Origin of the sequence: Zhengella mangrovi (assembly GCF_002727065.1) — a bacterium.
Lineage (GTDB): Bacteria > Pseudomonadota > Alphaproteobacteria > Rhizobiales > Rhizobiaceae > Zhengella > Zhengella mangrovi.
Genome location: NZ_PDVP01000001.1, coordinates 716,109 through 732,401 on the forward strand (window position 1 = coordinate 716,109; position 16,293 = coordinate 732,401).

Sequence of the window (16,293 nt, forward strand, 5' to 3'; positions counted from 1 at the left end):
CTGCAGGTCCTCACCCGTTATGGCGCTGGAACACCAGCGTCGCATTCGTGCCGCCGAAGCCGAACGAGTTCGACAGCGCCACGTCGAAGGCGCCGTCCTGGCGGGCCCGCAGGATGCGCGCGCCCTCGAATTCCGGGTCCAGCGTCTGGATGTGCGCGCTCTCGGCCATGAAGTCGTTCTGCATCATCAGGATCGAGTAGATCGCTTCCTGTGCGCCGGCCCCGCCGAGCGAGTGGCCGGTGAGCGACTTCGTCGAGCCGATCCAGGGCATGTCCTCGCCGAAGACCTCGCGGATGGCCGCGATCTCGCGGCTGTCGCCGACCGGCGTCGAGGTGCCGTGCGTGTTGATGTAGTCGACCTTGGCGTCGACCGTCGCCATGGCCTGGCGCATGCAGCGCACCGCGCCCTCGCCGGAGGGCGCCACCATGTCGTAGCCGTCCGACGTGGCGCCGTAGCCCACCAGTTCGGCATAGATCCTGGCGCCGCGCGCCTTGGCGTGCTCCAGCTCTTCCAGGATCACCACGCCCGCGCCGCCGGCGATGACGAAACCGTCACGCCCTTCGTCGTAGGCGCGCGAGGCGGAGGCCGGCGCATCGTTGTACTTCGACGACATCGCCCCCATCGCGTCGAACAGGTTCGACATGGTCCAGTCGAGGTCCTCGTGGCCGCCCGCGAACATCACGTCCTGCTTGCCCATCTGGATGAGCTCGGCGGCATTGCCGATGCAGTGCGCCGAGGTCGAGCAGGCCGAGGAGATGGAGTAGTTGACGCCGTGGATCTTGAACCAGGTCGCCAGCGTCGCCGAGGCGGTCGAGCTCATCGCCTTCGGCACGGCAAAGGGGCCGATCCGCTTCGGGCTGCCGTTCTTTTCCGTCGTCAGCGCGGCTTCCACGATGGTGCGGGTCGACGGGCCGCCGGAGCCCATCACGATGCCCGTGCGCTCGTTGGTGACGTCGCCCTCTTCCAGGCCGGAATCCTCGATCGCCTGCTGCATGGCGATATGGTTCCAGATGCCGCCCTGGCCGAGGAAGCGCATCGCCCGCCGGTCGACGAGGTCCGTGCCGTCGATGGTCGGCCGTCCCCAGACCTGGCTGCGGAAACCGTGTTCAGCGAAGGATTCCGAAAAGGTGATCCCCGATTTGGCCTGACGCAGGGACTCCGTCACCTCGGCCTGGTTGTTGCCGATCGATGACACGATCCCGATGCCGGTTACGACCACTCGTCTCATGGGTTCTCCTTGCCTGGCAGGTCCGGTCGCATCATGCGCCGGCTTTTTCCTTGGACAGACCGACCTTCAGGTCCGTTGCCGTATAGATAGTCTCGCCATCGGCTTTCAGCCAGCCATCGGCGATGCCGAGCACCAGCCGGCCGCGCATGACGCGCTTGAAATCGACGCCGTACTCGACGAGCTTCGTCTTCGGCGTGACCATGCCCTTGAACTTCACTTCGCCGGTCGACAGCGCCATGCCGTAGCCCGGCTCGCCGAGCCAGCCGAGGAAGAAACCGGTGAGCTGCCACATGGCGTCCAGCCCGAGGCAGCCCGGCATGATCTCGTTGCCGATGAAGTGGCAGGGAAAGAACCAGAGGTCCGGCTTGATGTCGAGCTCGGCGCGGATGCAGCCCTTGCCGTTGACGCCGCCGTCTTCCGAGACCTCGGTGATGCGGTCGAACATCAGCATCGGCGGGGCGGGAAGCTGGGCATTGCCCGGACCGAACAGTTCGCCGCGCCCGCAGGCGAGAAGGTCTTCGTAGTCGTATGCGCTCTTGCGTTCGGCCATCGTTCGTTCCGTTCCCTGATCCGTTTGGTGCCGTACCCCTAGCACGGACACCACGTGTGCGAAAACCGCCGCCCGCGCAAGAAACGCGACGGTCGATTTCTCAGGGTTCGCGATTACAGGAAAGGGCACCCGGGATCAAAGCCCGAATGCCCCGATATCGCGATTTTGATGCGAATTATTTCGATGAAAGGCGGGTTGCGTCGTCCGGGCCGCGTCAGTCGTCGACCTTTTCGCCCGGGTAGACGCCCCACAGCTGCGCCTGCTCCATCCAGCCCTCGGTGCCGGAAAAATCGACGTGGCACCACTGGCCACTGCACGAGGTGACCGTGCCGATCGCGCCCGGTTCGACCCGCGCCACCCGTCCGGCGTCACCGGACGGGCCGGAGCGCAGGTCCGCCAGGGCGGTCTTTCCCGCGTTCCACGGCTCGACGACCGCCGTGCGCTTGCCCGACAGCAGCGCCTGGGAGATCCAGCCTTCCGTGCCGTCGGCGTCGCGCACCCGCCGCCAGTTCGAATATTCCTGGATGATCTCCAGCGGCAGTCCCTGGCGCACGTACATCCAGTCCACCGGGTAGTTGGTTCCCGGCCCGATTCGCAGGTTCACCTTGCTCGCCTTGATGGAGACGAAACGCGGCAGCGGAAGGCCGCTCGGCCCCAGGGTCGCGGCCTTGGCCTCGCCGGCATGGGCGCTGGCGGAAAGCGGCGCGGCAAGGAGAATTCCGGTGAGCGCGGCCATGCCGCAGAGAAGGAAATGACGCATCGTGATACAGACCTGCTTGCCGGGGACGCGGCCTGTCCGCGGACCCGAATTTCTTTGTCATCCGTCACGGCGCTTGTTAGACAGGTGGCGCAGTCCGGGCGCGCCGCCTCGCCCCGGAAGGGGCTTCACGCCATGAGCAGTTGCACTGTGACGGTTCTTGGTTAAAGAGGTCTCAACGGAATGGGAGTCGAGGTCGTCCATGTCGGGAAAAAAGAAGCCGCTCGTCGTTGTCACGCGCAAACTGCCGGACCAGGTCGAAACGCGCATGCGCGAGCTCTTTGATACCCGCCTGAATATCGACGACAAGCCGATGACCCAGCCCCAGCTTCTCGCCGCCATGAAGGAGGCCGACGTGCTGGTGCCGACGATCACCGACCGGGTGGACGCGGCCCTCATCGAGCAGGCCGGCGCCAATCTGAAGCTGATCGCCAACTACGGCAACGGCGTCGACAACATCGACGTTGCCGCGGCCGCGAAGCGCGGGATCTACGTCACCAACACGCCCAACGTCCTCAACGAGGACACCGCCGACATGACCATGGCGCTCATGCTCGCCGTGCCGCGCCGCCTGGTCGAGGGTGCCGACATTCTCAAGGGCGACGGAACCTGGGCCGGCTGGTCGCCGACCTGGATGCTCGGCCACCGCATCCACGGCAAGCGCCTCGGCATCGTCGGCATGGGCCGTATCGGCACCGCCGTCGCCCGCCGCGCCAAGGCTTTCGGCCTGTCGATCCACTACCACAACCGCAGCCGCGTCGCCCCGGCCATCGAGGAGGACCTGGAAGCCACCTGGTGGGACAGCCTCGACCAGATGCTGGCGCGCATGGACATCATCTCGGTCAATTGCCCGTCGACGCCCGCCACCTTTCACCTGCTGTCGGCCCGCCGCCTGCAGCTGATGAAGCCGGGCGCCTACCTGGTCAACACCGCCCGCGGCGAGATCGTCGACAGCAATGCCCTGGCCGACTGCCTGGAAAGCGGGCATCTCGCCGGTGCCGGCCTCGATGTCTTCGAGCATGAACCGGCCATCAACAAGCGCTTCGTCCGGCTCGCCGAATCCGGCAGGGTCGTGGTTCTGCCGCACATGGGTTCGGCCACCATCGAGGGCCGCATCGACATGGGCGAGAAGGTCATCATCAACATCCGCACCATGGCCGACGGCCACCGCCCGCCGGACCGCGTGCTCGCCTCGCGCGTCTGACCGGCTCAGGCCGGCGCCGTTTCCAGCGTCCCGTCCTCGCGCAACGCGATCTCGCACCCGTCGAAGCGGGCGTGATGCGCCTTGTCCAGCCGGACCGCCATGGGCGGCCGCCAGCCCATCTCGGCGGCGGTGAGGAAACCCAGCAGCAGGATGGCATCGGGCTGGTGCATGACCAGGCCCGCGGGCGCCCGGCCGGCATGGACCAGCTCCATCATCACCGCCGAGGCCGAGGACGAGCCGATCGTGCCCGGCAGGAAAAGCACCGTCCCGGCGATGCAGACACCGTGCTGCGGATGGCGGACATCGGCGATCAGTCCCGTCTTCGGATCCACGCCGCCCCAGAAGCTGATCGGCGCGGTCAGCACAAGCCCCTTGCCGTGGCCGGGCACGCCGGCGCACAGGATTTCCGCCTTCAGGTCCATGCTGCCTGCTCCGTGTAGACCGGCCGTCCCGCGACCGCGCTTTCCACGCAGGAGGCCAGCGAGCCGTAGAGCGTCGCGTAGCCCGTGTTGCCCGGCGCGTAATGGGCGAATTTTCCCGAATTGGTCATCAGCACCCCGTCCGCCTTCCTGGCCATCATCGGCGTGACGACCACGCAGGTATCCGCCACGATGGTCACGCCCTTGCGCTCCAGGCCGTCTTTCAGCCCGCGGCGGACGAGGGCGTCGAGCGCGTGGCGGCCCGTGCAGGCATAGAAGGGCAGGGCCAGACGGCGCTCCCCGATCAGCGCGTCGAGCGCCAGGAACTCGTCTTCCGACAGGTGCGGGCTGCCGATGGCGACCGCGTCCAGCCGGTCGCCGGTCGCGGTGGAAAGGCCGGCGCGCGCCTGTGCCACCATCGCGCCCGTCACCGCGATCGTCTCCTCGGGCGCCAGGCCGCCGAGCACGGTCGCCGCGTCGGGCGCTTCCGGCGTGATGCCGGCCACGTGAAACAGGCCGACCGCGCCGGAGGAGGCGGCTGCCGCAGCGAAGGCCTTCAGCTGGTCTTCGCCCGGATGGCGGAGGACACCGGTCACCACGCCGACGCTGTCGCCGGCCAGGCGGCCGTAGAGCGATCCGAGCACCGGCCAGCTCGATGGGTCAGCGAGGAAGGCGGCAGGCGCGTCGCCGAGATCGAAGACGAAGCGCGCCCGGCGGTTCTCAGCCAGGTGCAGGCCGTAGGCCGGTGCCCGGCCGGCAATCGCGCAGGCGATGTCGAGAAAATCGCCGTAGCGGTTGGTCCGCGCGCCGAGCACCGAGTTGCAGAAGGCCACGGCGTTGGATTCGCCCCAGGCGACGTCGCTTCCCGTTGCCGGCCGGTGACCGGCCTGGTAGGGCGCGCAGGTCCAGGACGGCTGGCAGCCGAGCGCCAGGTAGGCCTGCATCATGCGCTTCGCCATGTCGCGCTCGTGCGGGGCCAGTTGCTGGCGCGAACAGCCGGTGAGGTCCAGCGCGCCGACGTTGAGCGTCGACGGCACGGCGACGCGCGCGCCGCCTTCGACGAGCTTCTCGGCGAACAGCGTGCCGGAATCGCCGTGGTAGAGCGCCCCGTCGATATGCGCCGAGGCGACCGGCAACAGGTGCGGCGCGCCCATCAGCCGCGCCGTCTCCGCCACCAGCCGCATCGCCATGGCCGCGCCCGCCCCGTCCCTGCCGCGGGCAATGGCTTCTTCTTCGTCGCTCAGCCGAACGGCCATGTCAGTCGCCTTTCCGCGCCTTGTAGCGGATCGTTTCGAAACGCGCCGCCAGCGCGTCGTAGAGCAGCAGGCGGCCGACGAGCGGCTCGCCGGCGCCGGTGATCACCTTGATGGTTTCCATCGCCTGGAGGGTGCCGATCACCCCGGTCAGCGCGCCCAGGATGCCGGCCTCGGCGCAGGACGGCACAACGCCGGCGGGCGGCGGTTCGGGAAACAGGTCGCGATATCCGGGGCAGCGGCTTCCGTCCGGGAAGCGGGCGAAGGGCGTCAGAACCGTCACCGACCCGTCGAACCGGCCCACCGCGCCCGTCACCAGCGGCTTCGACAGCCCCGCGCAGGTGTCGGCGGCCAGGTACCGCGTGGCGAAATTGTCCGACCCGTCGACCACCACATCGTAGCGGCCGACGAGATCGGCCGCGTTGGCCGGCACCAGCCGCGTCGCGTGCGCCTCGACGGCGACATGCGGATTGAGCCGGGCAATTGCCTGTGCCGCGCTCTCCACCTTGGCGGAACCCACCGCGTCGGTGCCGTGGATAACCTGCCGTTGCAGGTTGGACAGCGCCACGATGTCGTCGTCGGCAATGCCGAGCGTGCCGACCCCGGCGGCGGCAAGATAGGCCAGCACCGGCGCGCCGAGCCCGCCTGCGCCGATGACCAGCACCCGCGCCGCCTTCAGGGCCTGCTGGCCTGCGCCGCCCACTTCCGGCAGCACGATGTGGCGGGCATAGCGTTCCAGTTCGCTGTCGCTGAGGGTCGTGTTCATGCGCCGTTTCTATCCTTTTCAGGCGCCGCTGTCAGGCGGGCTTTCCGGTTCCACCGTTCCGCCGGAAACGCGGAAGAACTGCGCCCGGCCGGCAAGCGCGGAAAACAGCGCCGCGTCCGTGCCGGTCATGATCGCCTGTGCATTGAGCCCGTCGATGATCTCGAACAGCGCGGCGCGCCGCCCCGCATCCAGGTGCGCGGCGATCTCGTCGAGCAGCAGCACGGGCGCCATGCCGGTCATCTCGCCGGTCAGCCGTGCATGCGACAGGACCAGGCCGGTCAGCAGCGCCTTCTGCTCGCCCGTCGAGCACAGCGCTGCCGGCATGTCCTTTGGCCGGTGGCGCACGTCGAGGTCCGAGCGATGCGGGCCCTCCAGCGTGCGGCCTGCCGCCCGGTCGCGCGGGCGGCCGGTCCTGAGCGCCTGGCGGTAGTCCTCTTCCACCTCGACCGCCGGGCGGGTCGCGCAGGCTGTTTCCATCTCGCCGGTCAGCGCCAGGTCGGCCTTGGGAAACGGGCTGTCGTCGGGCAGGCGTTCGTTCATGGCCTTCAGGAGCCGCATCATTTCGCCGCGCGCCGCCGCGATCGCCGTTCCCGTTTCGGCCATCTGCGCCTCGATGGCCTCGAACCAGACATCGTCGCGCCGGTCTTCGGCCAGCAGCCGGTTGCGCGATCGCATCGCCTTTTCGAAATCCAGCGCCCGGCGGCCGTGCGCCGGATCGATGGCCAGGACCATCCGGTCGAGAAAGCGCCGCCGGTCCCCGGCCGGTCCGGTAAACAGACCGTCCATGGCCGGGATCAGCCAGACGACGCGCAGGTGCTCCAGCAGGTCTTCGCCCGAGCGTGCCGCCGCGCCGTTGATGCGGATGCGCCGCCCGGCTTCGCCCGGCGCAAGCCCCGCCGTGCCGGTGCCGATCTCGCTCTCGCCCTGCGGCCCGTTGATGACGGCGTGGATGGCGAAGCCGGCCGACCCCTCGCGGGCCACCGTCTCGTAGGGCGCGCGCCGCATGCCGCGTCCCGGCGACAGCAGCGAGACCGCTTCCAGCAGGTTTGTCTTGCCGGCGCCGTTCTCGCCGGTCAGCACCACGTGGCTGTCGCCGAGCGGCAGCGACAGCGCGGCATAATTGCGGAAATCGGTCAGCCGGATGCGCGACAACCAGACCCGCGGCGGTGCGCCGCCGTGATCGTTCATGGCCGCCGTCGCTCCGGTTACACGCGCATCGGCATGAGGACGTAGAGTGCGTCCGGATCGGCGGGATCGGAAATCAGCGTCGGCGAACCGGCGTCGGCCAGCAGGAAGCGGGCTTCCGAGCCGCCGATCTGCGACGTGACGTCGAGCAGGTACTTGGCGTTGAAGCCGATCTCCAGCGGATCCGCCTCGTAGCCGGCGGCCACTTCCTCGGTCGCCGAGCCGGAATCCGGGTTGTTGACCGTCAGCACCACCTGGCCGTTGCCGATGGCAAGCTTGACCGCCCGGCCGCGTTCGGACGAGATGGTGGACACGCGGTCGACGGCCTGGCCGAAGCTCTGCCGGTCGATGAGCAGTTCCTTGTCGTTTCCGGTCGGAATGACACGCTGGTAGTCGGGGAAGGTGCCGTCGATCAGCTTGGACGTCAGGATCACCGAGCCGAGCGTGAAGCGGATCTTGGTGTCCGAAAGCTCGACCGTCACCTTGATGTCCGGATCGTCGACGAGCTTCTGCAACTCGCTGACCGTCTTGCGCGGGATGATGATGCCGGGCATGCCTTCCGACCCGGCCGGCGCTTCCATTTCCGCGCGCGCCAGGCGGTGTCCGTCCGTGGCCACGGCCCGCAGCTTGAGCTGGCCGCCGTCTTCCAGCGTGTGGAAGAAGATGCCGTTGAGATAGTAGCGCGTCTCCTCGGTCGAGATCGCGAACTGCGTCTTCTCGATGAGGCCCTTCAGGTCGTCGGAATCCATGCGGAAGATGTGGCTGAACGAGCCGGCCGTCAGTTCCGGGAAATCGGCCTGCGGCAGGCATTGCAGGCGGAAGCTCGAACGGCCGGAGATCACGCTCATCGAGCCGCCGTCCTCCTCCACCTTCAGCATCACTTCAGAGCCGTCGGGCAGCTTGCGCACGATGTCGTAGAGCAGGTGGGCGGGCACGGTCGTCGCGCCGGCCTGGTCCACCTGGGCGCTCGTGGCCTCAGTCACTTCCAGGTCGAGGTCGGTCGCCTTCATCTCCAGGCTCGCGCCTTCGGCCTTGAGCAGCACGTTGGAAAGAATCGGGATCGTGTTGCGGCGTTCGACCACGCGATGGACATGGTTCAGCGACTTAAGGAGGTTGGACCGTTCAAGCGTGACGCGCATGGGAAGACCTGCAGGACTGATCGAAACAGGAGCCGGTCCGGCACGAACACTGGACCGCCCCGGCCGGACGGCCGGAAGAGTCCTGCAAAACAACAGGAAAACAGTCGCAAAGGCAAGGGCGCAAAGGGCCGCGGACGCGCCCTATCCACGTCAAACCGCATTGTCGTGCTGCTGCGGCCGGACAGCGCGAAGAGGGGAGCGCAGCCCCGCGCGCGCTCCCCCTCTCGCCATGGGCCGATGTCGCATCGGGAGCGCCACCGGCCAGGCCCGCCGCATGTCGGCGGAACCCTTTTCGTGGTCTGCGGGGCGGTCCCCGCGGCCCGGTTCAGGCCTGCTCGTTGATGAGCCGCTTGAGCAGTTCGATTTCCTGCGCCAGCGTCTGGTCGCCGGTGGTCAGGTCCTCGATCTTGCGCACCGCGTGCAGCACCGTCGTATGGTCCCGCCCGCCGAACCGGCGCCCGATTTCGGGCAGCGACCGGGGTGTCATCGTCTTGGACAGGTACATGGCCACCTGACGCGGCTTGACGATCGTCCGCGTGCGCCGGTTGGACAGCAGTTCCGTCTTCGACACGTTATAGTGCCGCGCCACGATACGCTGGATGTCCTCGATGCGCACCCGCTTCGGCTCGCCCGAGCGGTAGATGTGCGCCAGCAGGTCCTCCACGTGGTCCACGGTGAGGTGCGGCTCGAACGAGCGCCGGAACAGCAGCTGGTTGAAGGCCCCTTCCAGTTCGCGGCCCGAACCGCTGACCGTGCGGGCGACATGGTCGAGGATGTCCTCGCCGATCTCCAGGCTCTGGTCCTCGACCCTGGCCTCGGCCAGCTTGTTGCGCAGCATGGTCAGCCGCATGTCGTAGTCGGGCTGGGCCATTTCCAGCGCCACGCCGCCGAGGAGGCGGGACCGCACCCGGGGCTCCAGCGATTCCAGTTCGCCGGCCGGGCGGTCTGCCGCCACCACCACCTGCTTGGCGCTGTCGAGCAGCATGTTGATCAGGTGGCAGAACTCGTTCTGGATCGTCTTGCCCTGCAGGAACTGCATGTCGTCGATGATCAGCAGGTCGATGTCGCGCAACTGGTCCTTCAGCGTCAGCGCGGAATTGTCGCGGATCGCGGTGGCGAAACGCCACATGAAATATTCCGCCGTCAGGTAGACGACCCGTGCCTGGGCATGCCGCTTCAGTGCCTCGGCCGCGATGGCCTGCAGCAGGTGCGTCTTGCCGAGGCCGACGGAGGCATGGATGAACAGCGGGTTGAACCGCACCGAACCCGAGCCCGACTCGGCCACCGTGCGGGCAGCCGCGAGCGCCATCCGGTTCGCCGCCCCTTCGACGAAGGTGCTGAACGTGTAGCGCGGGTCGAGCGGTGACCCCAGCACGCTGTTGCGGCCGCTTTCCTCGCCGCGCATCCGCGGTGTCGTCCGCGGCGCCTGGTTCGGAAACTGGGCGATCGTCGCGGTGGACTGGGTCGCCGGCTTCGTCGCCGGCCTCACCGGCGTGTCGGCCGCCAGGTCGGGTTTCCTTGCCCGCGTCGCCGAGCGGACGACCAGCTCGACGCGCAGGATGTCGGGATCTTCCGCCTGCCAGAGCTGCGTCATGAGATCGATGTAATGTCCGTTGATCCAGGACCGCAGGAACGCGGTCGGCACCGAGAGCCGCACCACGGACCGTGAGGCCTCGACCAGTTTCATCCGTCCGAACCAGCTCTGGTAGACTTCGCCGCCCAGCTGAGCCTTCAGCTGTGCGCGCACCCGTTCGAAAGACGCTTCCGCGTTCGCTCCCTTCTTCGTCATCCCCTCGTTCCTCGCATCCGGGCAGACAGTATTGCACTGCCCGGCCACTGCAGTCTGCATGGCACCCTGCATGTTTCCTCGTTCCTTTTTCCCGCTCCGGATCGCCGCCGCTACGCCCGCATCACCGAAGTCTGCTTACCCGGGAAGGCCCGTTGCAGGACCGCCCCCCAAATTTGGCCAAGGAACGACCGTTTTGTGAAACCGGTGATTTCACAATCCGGCACCCTTGACGACTATCTTGAAGCCCCTTTGCCTGCAGGTCGCCCCACCCGACCGGCAGTGCCGGTGAAGACAAAAAGGCTGGACCGGAAGCCCCGGAAACGGAAACCTCAAGCCCAACAGGTCAGCCAGGCTGACCAATATCGAGAGACACACAACACCCGTCCCGGGCACTTGACCCGAGCTCAAAACCCTTCTTTTTTTCCGGTGCTTCAGGCCGTGGCGGCCCGTCCCTCTCGATGTCTGGAGATTACAAAAAACACTGTGGAAAGGGCAAGTCGCCCGCTTACCAATTTTTAACGAATCTGGTCTTCGGGACCACTTGACTCGCAGCGCCGGAATCGACCCGTCCGGATAAATCGTTTGGATTCATATCGTTTATCCGCGCGACCGTTTTCTGGTGGCGGCAAAGAAATTTTTTAAAAGAATCCGCTTGACTCGTCCGGTTCCGATTTTGCTGGTCCGGATTGGGGATGTGCTGTGGAAAAACCTCCAGCAAGACATTGATAAATAAAGATATTCCGTGTCACGAAAAAGATGGCGCCGGATTGCCGCCACGGACTCGGCCATGGCCTTTCCCGTCCTGCGCCGGCAAAAGGAAAACAATGTTAGCCACTTGCCGCAGGCGCAAAAAAAATCCGCGGCTGGAAGCCGCGGATCGGGTCGTCCGAATGTAACGCTGGGGAAGGCGGTCGGCTCAGCCGAGGGCCTTCACGCGCGAGGCCAGGCGGGACACTTTCCGCGAGGCCGTGTTCTTGTGCATGACGCCCTTCGAGGCGGCGCGCATCAGTTCCGGCTGCACCGCCCTGAAAGCGGTCTGCGCCTCGTCCTTGTTGCCCGAAGCGATCGCTTCCTCGATCTTGCGGATGAAGGTGCGGACGCGCGAACGGCGGGTCTTGTTCACTGCAGTGCGCGCGGCGATCTTGCGCGTAGCCTTCTTGGCCGAAGGAGTGTTGGCCATGGTGCCTCTCTTTTCGTCTCAGCTTGGGGCGTCCTGGCTTGCGGCCATCGAGACGCGAAAACATGACGGGCGGCCAGATGGCCGCCGCGGTTGTTGAGGGCTTATAGTGCAGCTTTCCTCCCGCGTCAACGCTTTCGCGCGCCCAAACCGCGCTTTGCTGCCGAAGCGTCAGCGGTGCTTGAAATTCGGTTTGCGCTTTTCGGTGAACGCGCTCATCCCTTCCTTCTGGTCCTCGAAGGCGAAGGTCGAGTGGAACAGCCGCCGCTCGAAGCGCAGGCCCTCTGTCAGCGTGGTCTCCAGCGCCCGGTTGACCGCTTCCTTGGCCATCATCACGGCCGGCAGCGAGAACGAGGCGATCTTCTCCGCCGCTTCCATGGCGGTGTCCATCAGGTCGGCCAGCGGCACGACGCGCGAGGCCAGGCCGGACCGCTCTGCCTCATCGGCATCCATCATCCGCCCGGTCAGGCACATGTCCATCGCCTTGGACTTGCCGACGAGGCGCGTCAGGCGCTGCGATCCGCCCATGCCGGGGATCACCGCCAGCGTGATTTCCGGCTGGCCGAAGCGGGCATTGTCGGCGGCGATGATGAAATCGCACATCATCGCCAGTTCGCAGCCGCCGCCCAGCGCATAGCCCGCCACCGCTGCGATGACCGGCTTGCGCGTCCGCGTTGCCGCGTCCCAGCCGGCGAACAGATCCTGGGCATAGGTGTCCTGGTAGGAAAGCGGCTGCATCTGCTTGATGTCGGCCCCGGCGGCGAAGGCCTTGTCGGAGCCGGTGATGACGATGCAGCCGATCTTGTCGTCCGCGTCGAAGGCCGCGAGCGCGCCGCACACCTCGTCCATGACGGTCAGGTTGAGCGCGTTGAGCGCCTTCGGGCGGTTGAGCGTGATGATGCCCACGCGTCCGCGCGTGTCGGTCAGGATCGTTTCATAGGCCATGGATTTCCCCTCGCTGGGACTGGTTTCCGGGTCAAGGTAGTCAGCGTTGGCAGCCCGGGCAATAGAATGTCGAGCGCCCCGACTGGACAATTCGTTGCACCGCGTGGCGGCAGCCCGGTGCCGGGCAGGCTTCGCCCTCGCGGTCGTAGACAGAAAAGGAGTGCTGGAAATAGCCGAGCGTTCCGTCCGCGTGCATGTAGTCGCGCAGCGACGAGCCGCCCGCGGCGATGGCCTCGCCGATGACCGCGCGAACGGCCTCCGCCAGCCGTTTCGAGCGTACGGTCTCCCCGCCGGCCTTGGTGGCCAGCGTTCCGGCGGCCCGCAGCGGCGAAAGACGCGCCCGCCACAGCGCCTCGCAGACGTAGATATTGCCGAGACCGGCAATCAGCCGCTGGTCGAGCAGGGCCGCCTTGAGCGGCGTGCGCCTGCCGGCGAAGAGCTGCGCCAGCACGGCGCCGTCAAGGGCGTTGCCCGTCGGCTCCAGCCCCAGCCCGGCCAGCGCCGGGTGGCCGGCCAGGTCGGCCTCGCGGGTCAGCAGCATGAAGCCGAACCGGCGCGGGTCGTTGTAGACGATCTGCGTGTCGGCCCCGTCGGGTCCCGCCAGGTGCAGCACCACGTGGTCGTGCAGGCTGTCCTTGGAGCGCGCGTGGTGGAACAGGCCCGGCGTCTGCCCGGCCACACCGGCCTCGATCCGGTAGGAGCCGGACATGCCGAGATGGCTGATGACCACGGCGCCGTCATCGAGATGGATGAGAAGGTATTTCGCCCGGCGCCCCAGCGCGGTGATGGTCCGGCCCTCTAGGTGCGCGGAGAAGCGTTCGGGAAACGGGAACCGCAGGTCGGGCCGGCGGATCTCCGCCTTCACGATCCGGGCACCTTCCATGGCCGGCGCCAGCCCGCGCCGCACCGTCTCGACCTCGGGCAGTTCAGGCATCGGCGCGGATCAGGTCGTAGAAGGAGGTTCCATGCCGTCCGGGCGCGATGCCGAGATGGGCGGCAATCGTCTCGCCGATATCGGCGAAGGTCGGCCGCAGCCCGGCCGCCGCCGGCGCCAGGCCGGGCCCGGTCCCGATCACCGGCACCCGTTCCCGGGTATGGTCGGTTCCCCGCCAGGTCGGGTCGTTGCCGTGGTCGGCCGTCAGCACGAGCATGTCGCCCGGGCGCAGCCTGGAAAGAGCCTCGGGCAGCCGCGCGTCGAACTGTTCCAGCGCGTCAGCGTAGCCGGGGACATCCCGGCGGTGGCCGAACTCGGAATCGAAATCCACGAAATTGGCGAAGACGAAGTCGCCGTCTTGGGCTTCCTCCATGGCCGACAGCGCCGCGTCGAACATGGCCATGTTGCCGGATGCCTTGCGCAGGTCGGAAATGCCGCGATGGGCGAAGATGTCGCCGATCTTGCCGACGGCGAAGACGGTGCGGCCGGCTTCCGTCAACCGGTCGAGCAGCGTCGGCTCGTGCGGCGGCACCGCGTAGTCGCGCCGCTTGGCCGAATTGCGCTTGAACGCGCCGGGCGCCTCGCCCGTGAACGGCCGGGCAATCACCCGTCCCACCTTCCAGGCATCGGCATGCCGGCGCATGATCTCGCAAAGCCGGTAGAGCGCGTCGAGCCCGAAATGGGTTTCATGCGCCGCGATCTGGATGACCGAATCCGCCGAGGTGTAGATGATCGGCTTGCCGGTGGCGATGTGCTCCGGGCCGAAGTCGTCGATCACGTCGGTGCCCGAGTAATGGCGGTTGCAAAGCCATCCCGGCAGCCCGGCTTCGGCCACCGCCGGGGCCAGCAGCGCCTCGGGGATCGACGGGTCCGTGTTCGGGAAATAGCCCCAGTCGAAGGTGACCGGCAGCCCGGCCATTTCCCAGTGACCGGACGGCGTGTCCTTGCCGCTGGAAATCTCCTGCGCCGCGGCGTGGAAGCCCTGGACCTCGCCTTCCAGCCCGGGCGGCACCCGCCCGGTCGCGACGGCGGCGGCGGCGCCCAGGCCCAGCCGCACCATGTTCGGCAGGCGGAGCGGCCCGGAGCGAAGGTCCGCGCGGTCTCCGTCGCCGGAGGCGCAGCGTTCGGCGATGTGCCCGATCGTGTCCGCCCCCTCGTCGCCGAACCGCGCGGCATCGGCGGCGCCGCCGATCCCGGCCGAATCGAGGACGAAAAGGAAAGCCCGTGCCATGATTTCGTTCCGCTTCCATGCCTGGATGTTGACCGGTCAGAGATAGGCGCTGCGATCGCCGTTGGCAATTCGGAAACCATATCGAGGCACCATCGACGAGATCGCCCCGACGAGCAGGAGAACGCAATGAACCGTATCGCCACACTTGCGCTGGCCGGCTGCTGCGTTCTTGCGCCTTTCGCGGCCGCCGCGCAGGAGAGCGACTGGCGCAAGGAGCTCGGCACCTTCCGCATCGGCATCGTGGCGCCCGGCGGCAGCCGCGAGATCGCCGGCGTCTCCGATATCCGTGACGCCTTCTCGGCCGCCCTTGGCGTGCCCGTGGATGTCTTCGCCGCCCGCGACTACCTCGCGCTGATCGATGCCCAGGCGACGGGGCGGGTGGACTACGCCGCCTACTCGGCGCTTGCCTTCGTCGCGGCGGTCCGCCATTGCGCCTGTGTCGAGCCGCTAGCCGCGCCGGTCGCGGCCGACGGTGCCACCGGGCTGCGCGCCGTGGTCCTGCGTCGCGCGGCAGACGATCCGGGCGACGGCCCGGACCGGATCGCCGTTGCCGATGCGCCCGCGCTCGGACCGCTAGCAGGCCTCGATGTGGCCGGCATGCCGGGCGGCCCCGCCGAGGTGACGTTCGAAACGGCCGAGCAGGCGCTGGCGGCTTTCGCCGATGGCAGCGTGACCGGGCTCGCCGGCTATGTCCTCAACGGTCCGCAGGGCGATATCGACGGCAGCGGCACCATGGCGCTGCTCAGCCTTCGCGGCATCGATCCGCAGTCCGTGGCCATCGCGTGGAAGGGACCGGTGATGCGTTTCGGGCCCCATGCCGTCGTCACCTCCCTGAACGGCGAGGCGAAGGCCATCCTGCGCACGTTCCTGGCCGGGCTGGCCGGGCAGAGGCCCGAACTCCTCGACGTGCTCTCGCCGACCCTGCAGGGCGGGTTCCAGCCCGTGCAGCGGATCGACTACGCCACGGCAGGCGAGGTTCTCGACAGGGTCCTGCCGGAGGCGGCAAAGAAAAAACCCGCCGGCGGTTGACCGGCGGGCCGTCTCGTTCGTGTACCTGGCGCCGCGGTCAGCAGTTGCCGCAGGGAATGGTGGCGCTCATGCGCGGACGCAGGTGGTAGACTTCGCTCATCTCGATGTTGTCGAAGGCCGAGGTCAGCCCGAGCGCCGCCTTCTGGTCGGCCGTCCAGGCCACCACCGGCTTGTAGTTGAGATAGGTTTCGACCCGGATGAGGAAGGTGTCCTGGATGCGGAGCTTGTCCGGCACCTTGCTGGTCACGTCCGTGTCCTTCGCCAGGTAGGCCGCTGCCGTCGAACCGGTGGCCTGGCGCGACCAGACGACGCGCCCGACCGGCGGCGTCTTGTCGTCGAACTGGATGGCCGTGATCCGGATCGTCGGTTCCGAGCGGTTGTACGGCTGCAGCGTCCCTTCGCCGATGCGCATCATCGCGTCCAGGTCGGTCTTCGTCACGCTCTGGTTCTGCGTCACGAGGTCGGCGACGATGGAGGCGGTGCGGCCGATCTTCTTGTTGGCCTCGATGCCCAGGCCGACTTCCAGCGTCATGAAATACATGATGATCAGGATCGGCGCGATCAGCGCGAACTCGACGGCGGCCACGCCCTTGTTGTCGCGGTGGAAGCGGGCGATGCGCCGCATCCACCCGGCCCGGCCTTTTTCGACTGGCGTTTCCATCACAATCCCCTTGTGCCCGTTCATGT

At 67.5% G+C, this 16,293-nt stretch carries 16 protein-coding genes; 2 read left to right on the forward strand and 14 right to left on the reverse strand.

Annotated features, from left to right (window positions below):
* Positions 1-10: 10 nt before the first annotated feature.
* From fabB to CSC94_RS03540, 3 genes are all read right to left on the reverse strand, one after another.
* Complete coding sequence (fabB, locus tag CSC94_RS03530) at positions 11-1,228, reverse strand: beta-ketoacyl-ACP synthase I (RefSeq protein WP_099303747.1); 1,218 nt, start codon at positions 1,226-1,228, stop codon at positions 11-13.
* A gap of 31 nt (positions 1,229-1,259) precedes the next feature.
* The gene (gene fabA, locus CSC94_RS03535) at positions 1,260-1,778 is read right to left on the reverse strand and encodes a 3-hydroxyacyl-[acyl-carrier-protein] dehydratase FabA (RefSeq protein ID WP_099303749.1); all 519 of its coding nucleotides are present in this window, start codon (positions 1,776-1,778) and stop codon (positions 1,260-1,262) included.
* A gap of 214 nt (positions 1,779-1,992) precedes the next feature.
* Positions 1,993-2,538 carry an SH3 domain-containing protein gene (locus CSC94_RS03540; RefSeq protein ID WP_099303751.1) on the reverse strand — a complete coding sequence of 182 codons (546 nt, stop codon included), beginning with the start codon at positions 2,536-2,538 and terminating at the stop codon, positions 1,993-1,995.
* Positions 2,539-2,737: 199 nt separating this feature from the next.
* Here CSC94_RS03540 and CSC94_RS03545 point away from each other — a divergent pair, with 199 nt between their 5' ends.
* Positions 2,738-3,739, forward strand: coding sequence for a 2-hydroxyacid dehydrogenase (locus CSC94_RS03545; protein WP_099303753.1), 1,002 nt, complete (start codon positions 2,738-2,740; stop codon positions 3,737-3,739).
* Positions 3,740-3,744: 5 nt separating this feature from the next.
* Here CSC94_RS03545 and CSC94_RS03550 read toward each other — a convergent pair whose 3' ends face one another.
* From CSC94_RS03550 to CSC94_RS03595, 10 genes are all read right to left on the reverse strand, one after another.
* Complete coding sequence (locus CSC94_RS03550; protein ID WP_099303755.1) at positions 3,745-4,161, reverse strand: aconitase X swivel domain-containing protein; 417 nt, start codon at positions 4,159-4,161, stop codon at positions 3,745-3,747.
* Complete coding sequence (locus CSC94_RS03555; RefSeq protein WP_099303757.1) at positions 4,152-5,414, reverse strand: aconitase X; 1,263 nt, start codon at positions 5,412-5,414, stop codon at positions 4,152-4,154. The genes CSC94_RS03550 and CSC94_RS03555 overlap by 10 nt, the downstream gene beginning before the upstream one ends.
* A gap of 1 nt (position 5,415) precedes the next feature.
* Positions 5,416-6,177, reverse strand: a complete 762-nt coding sequence (locus CSC94_RS03560; RefSeq protein WP_099303759.1) for a molybdopterin-synthase adenylyltransferase MoeB — start codon at positions 6,175-6,177, stop codon at positions 5,416-5,418.
* Positions 6,178-6,195: 18 nt separating this feature from the next.
* Complete coding sequence (gene recF, locus CSC94_RS03565) at positions 6,196-7,365, reverse strand: DNA replication/repair protein RecF (RefSeq protein ID WP_099303761.1); 1,170 nt, start codon at positions 7,363-7,365, stop codon at positions 6,196-6,198.
* Positions 7,366-7,382: 17 nt separating this feature from the next.
* On the reverse strand, positions 7,383-8,501 hold the full coding sequence (gene dnaN, locus CSC94_RS03570) for a DNA polymerase III subunit beta (protein ID WP_099303763.1): 1,119 nt from the start codon (positions 8,499-8,501) through the stop codon (positions 7,383-7,385).
* A 325-nt stretch (positions 8,502-8,826) separates the two neighbouring features.
* On the reverse strand, positions 8,827-10,290 hold the full coding sequence (dnaA, locus tag CSC94_RS03575) for a chromosomal replication initiator protein DnaA (protein ID WP_245408238.1): 1,464 nt from the start codon (positions 10,288-10,290) through the stop codon (positions 8,827-8,829).
* 916 nt (positions 10,291-11,206) lie between these two features.
* A complete protein-coding gene (gene rpsT / locus CSC94_RS03580; protein ID WP_099303767.1) occupies positions 11,207-11,470 on the reverse strand; it encodes a 30S ribosomal protein S20 in 264 nt (87 codons plus the stop codon).
* A gap of 168 nt (positions 11,471-11,638) precedes the next feature.
* Positions 11,639-12,412, reverse strand: a complete 774-nt coding sequence (locus tag CSC94_RS03585; protein ID WP_099303769.1) for an enoyl-CoA hydratase — start codon at positions 12,410-12,412, stop codon at positions 11,639-11,641.
* Between the two features lie 40 nt (positions 12,413-12,452).
* Entirely contained in the window at positions 12,453-13,346 is an 894-nt protein-coding gene (gene mutM, locus CSC94_RS03590) for a bifunctional DNA-formamidopyrimidine glycosylase/DNA-(apurinic or apyrimidinic site) lyase (protein ID WP_099303771.1), read from the reverse strand.
* On the reverse strand, positions 13,339-14,577 hold the full coding sequence (locus CSC94_RS03595; protein WP_099303773.1) for a phosphopentomutase: 1,239 nt from the start codon (positions 14,575-14,577) through the stop codon (positions 13,339-13,341). Before CSC94_RS03595 ends, mutM begins: the two co-directional genes overlap by 8 nt.
* 126 nt (positions 14,578-14,703) lie before the next feature.
* Here CSC94_RS03595 and CSC94_RS03600 point away from each other — a divergent pair, with 126 nt between their 5' ends.
* Complete coding sequence (locus CSC94_RS03600) at positions 14,704-15,606, forward strand: phosphate/phosphite/phosphonate ABC transporter substrate-binding protein (protein ID WP_099303775.1); 903 nt, start codon at positions 14,704-14,706, stop codon at positions 15,604-15,606.
* Positions 15,607-15,643: 37 nt separating this feature from the next.
* Here CSC94_RS03600 and CSC94_RS03605 read toward each other — a convergent pair whose 3' ends face one another.
* The gene (locus CSC94_RS03605; protein ID WP_099304026.1) at positions 15,644-16,267 is read right to left on the reverse strand and encodes a TadE/TadG family type IV pilus assembly protein; all 624 of its coding nucleotides are present in this window, start codon (positions 16,265-16,267) and stop codon (positions 15,644-15,646) included.
* Between the last annotated feature and the right edge of the window lie 26 nt (positions 16,268-16,293).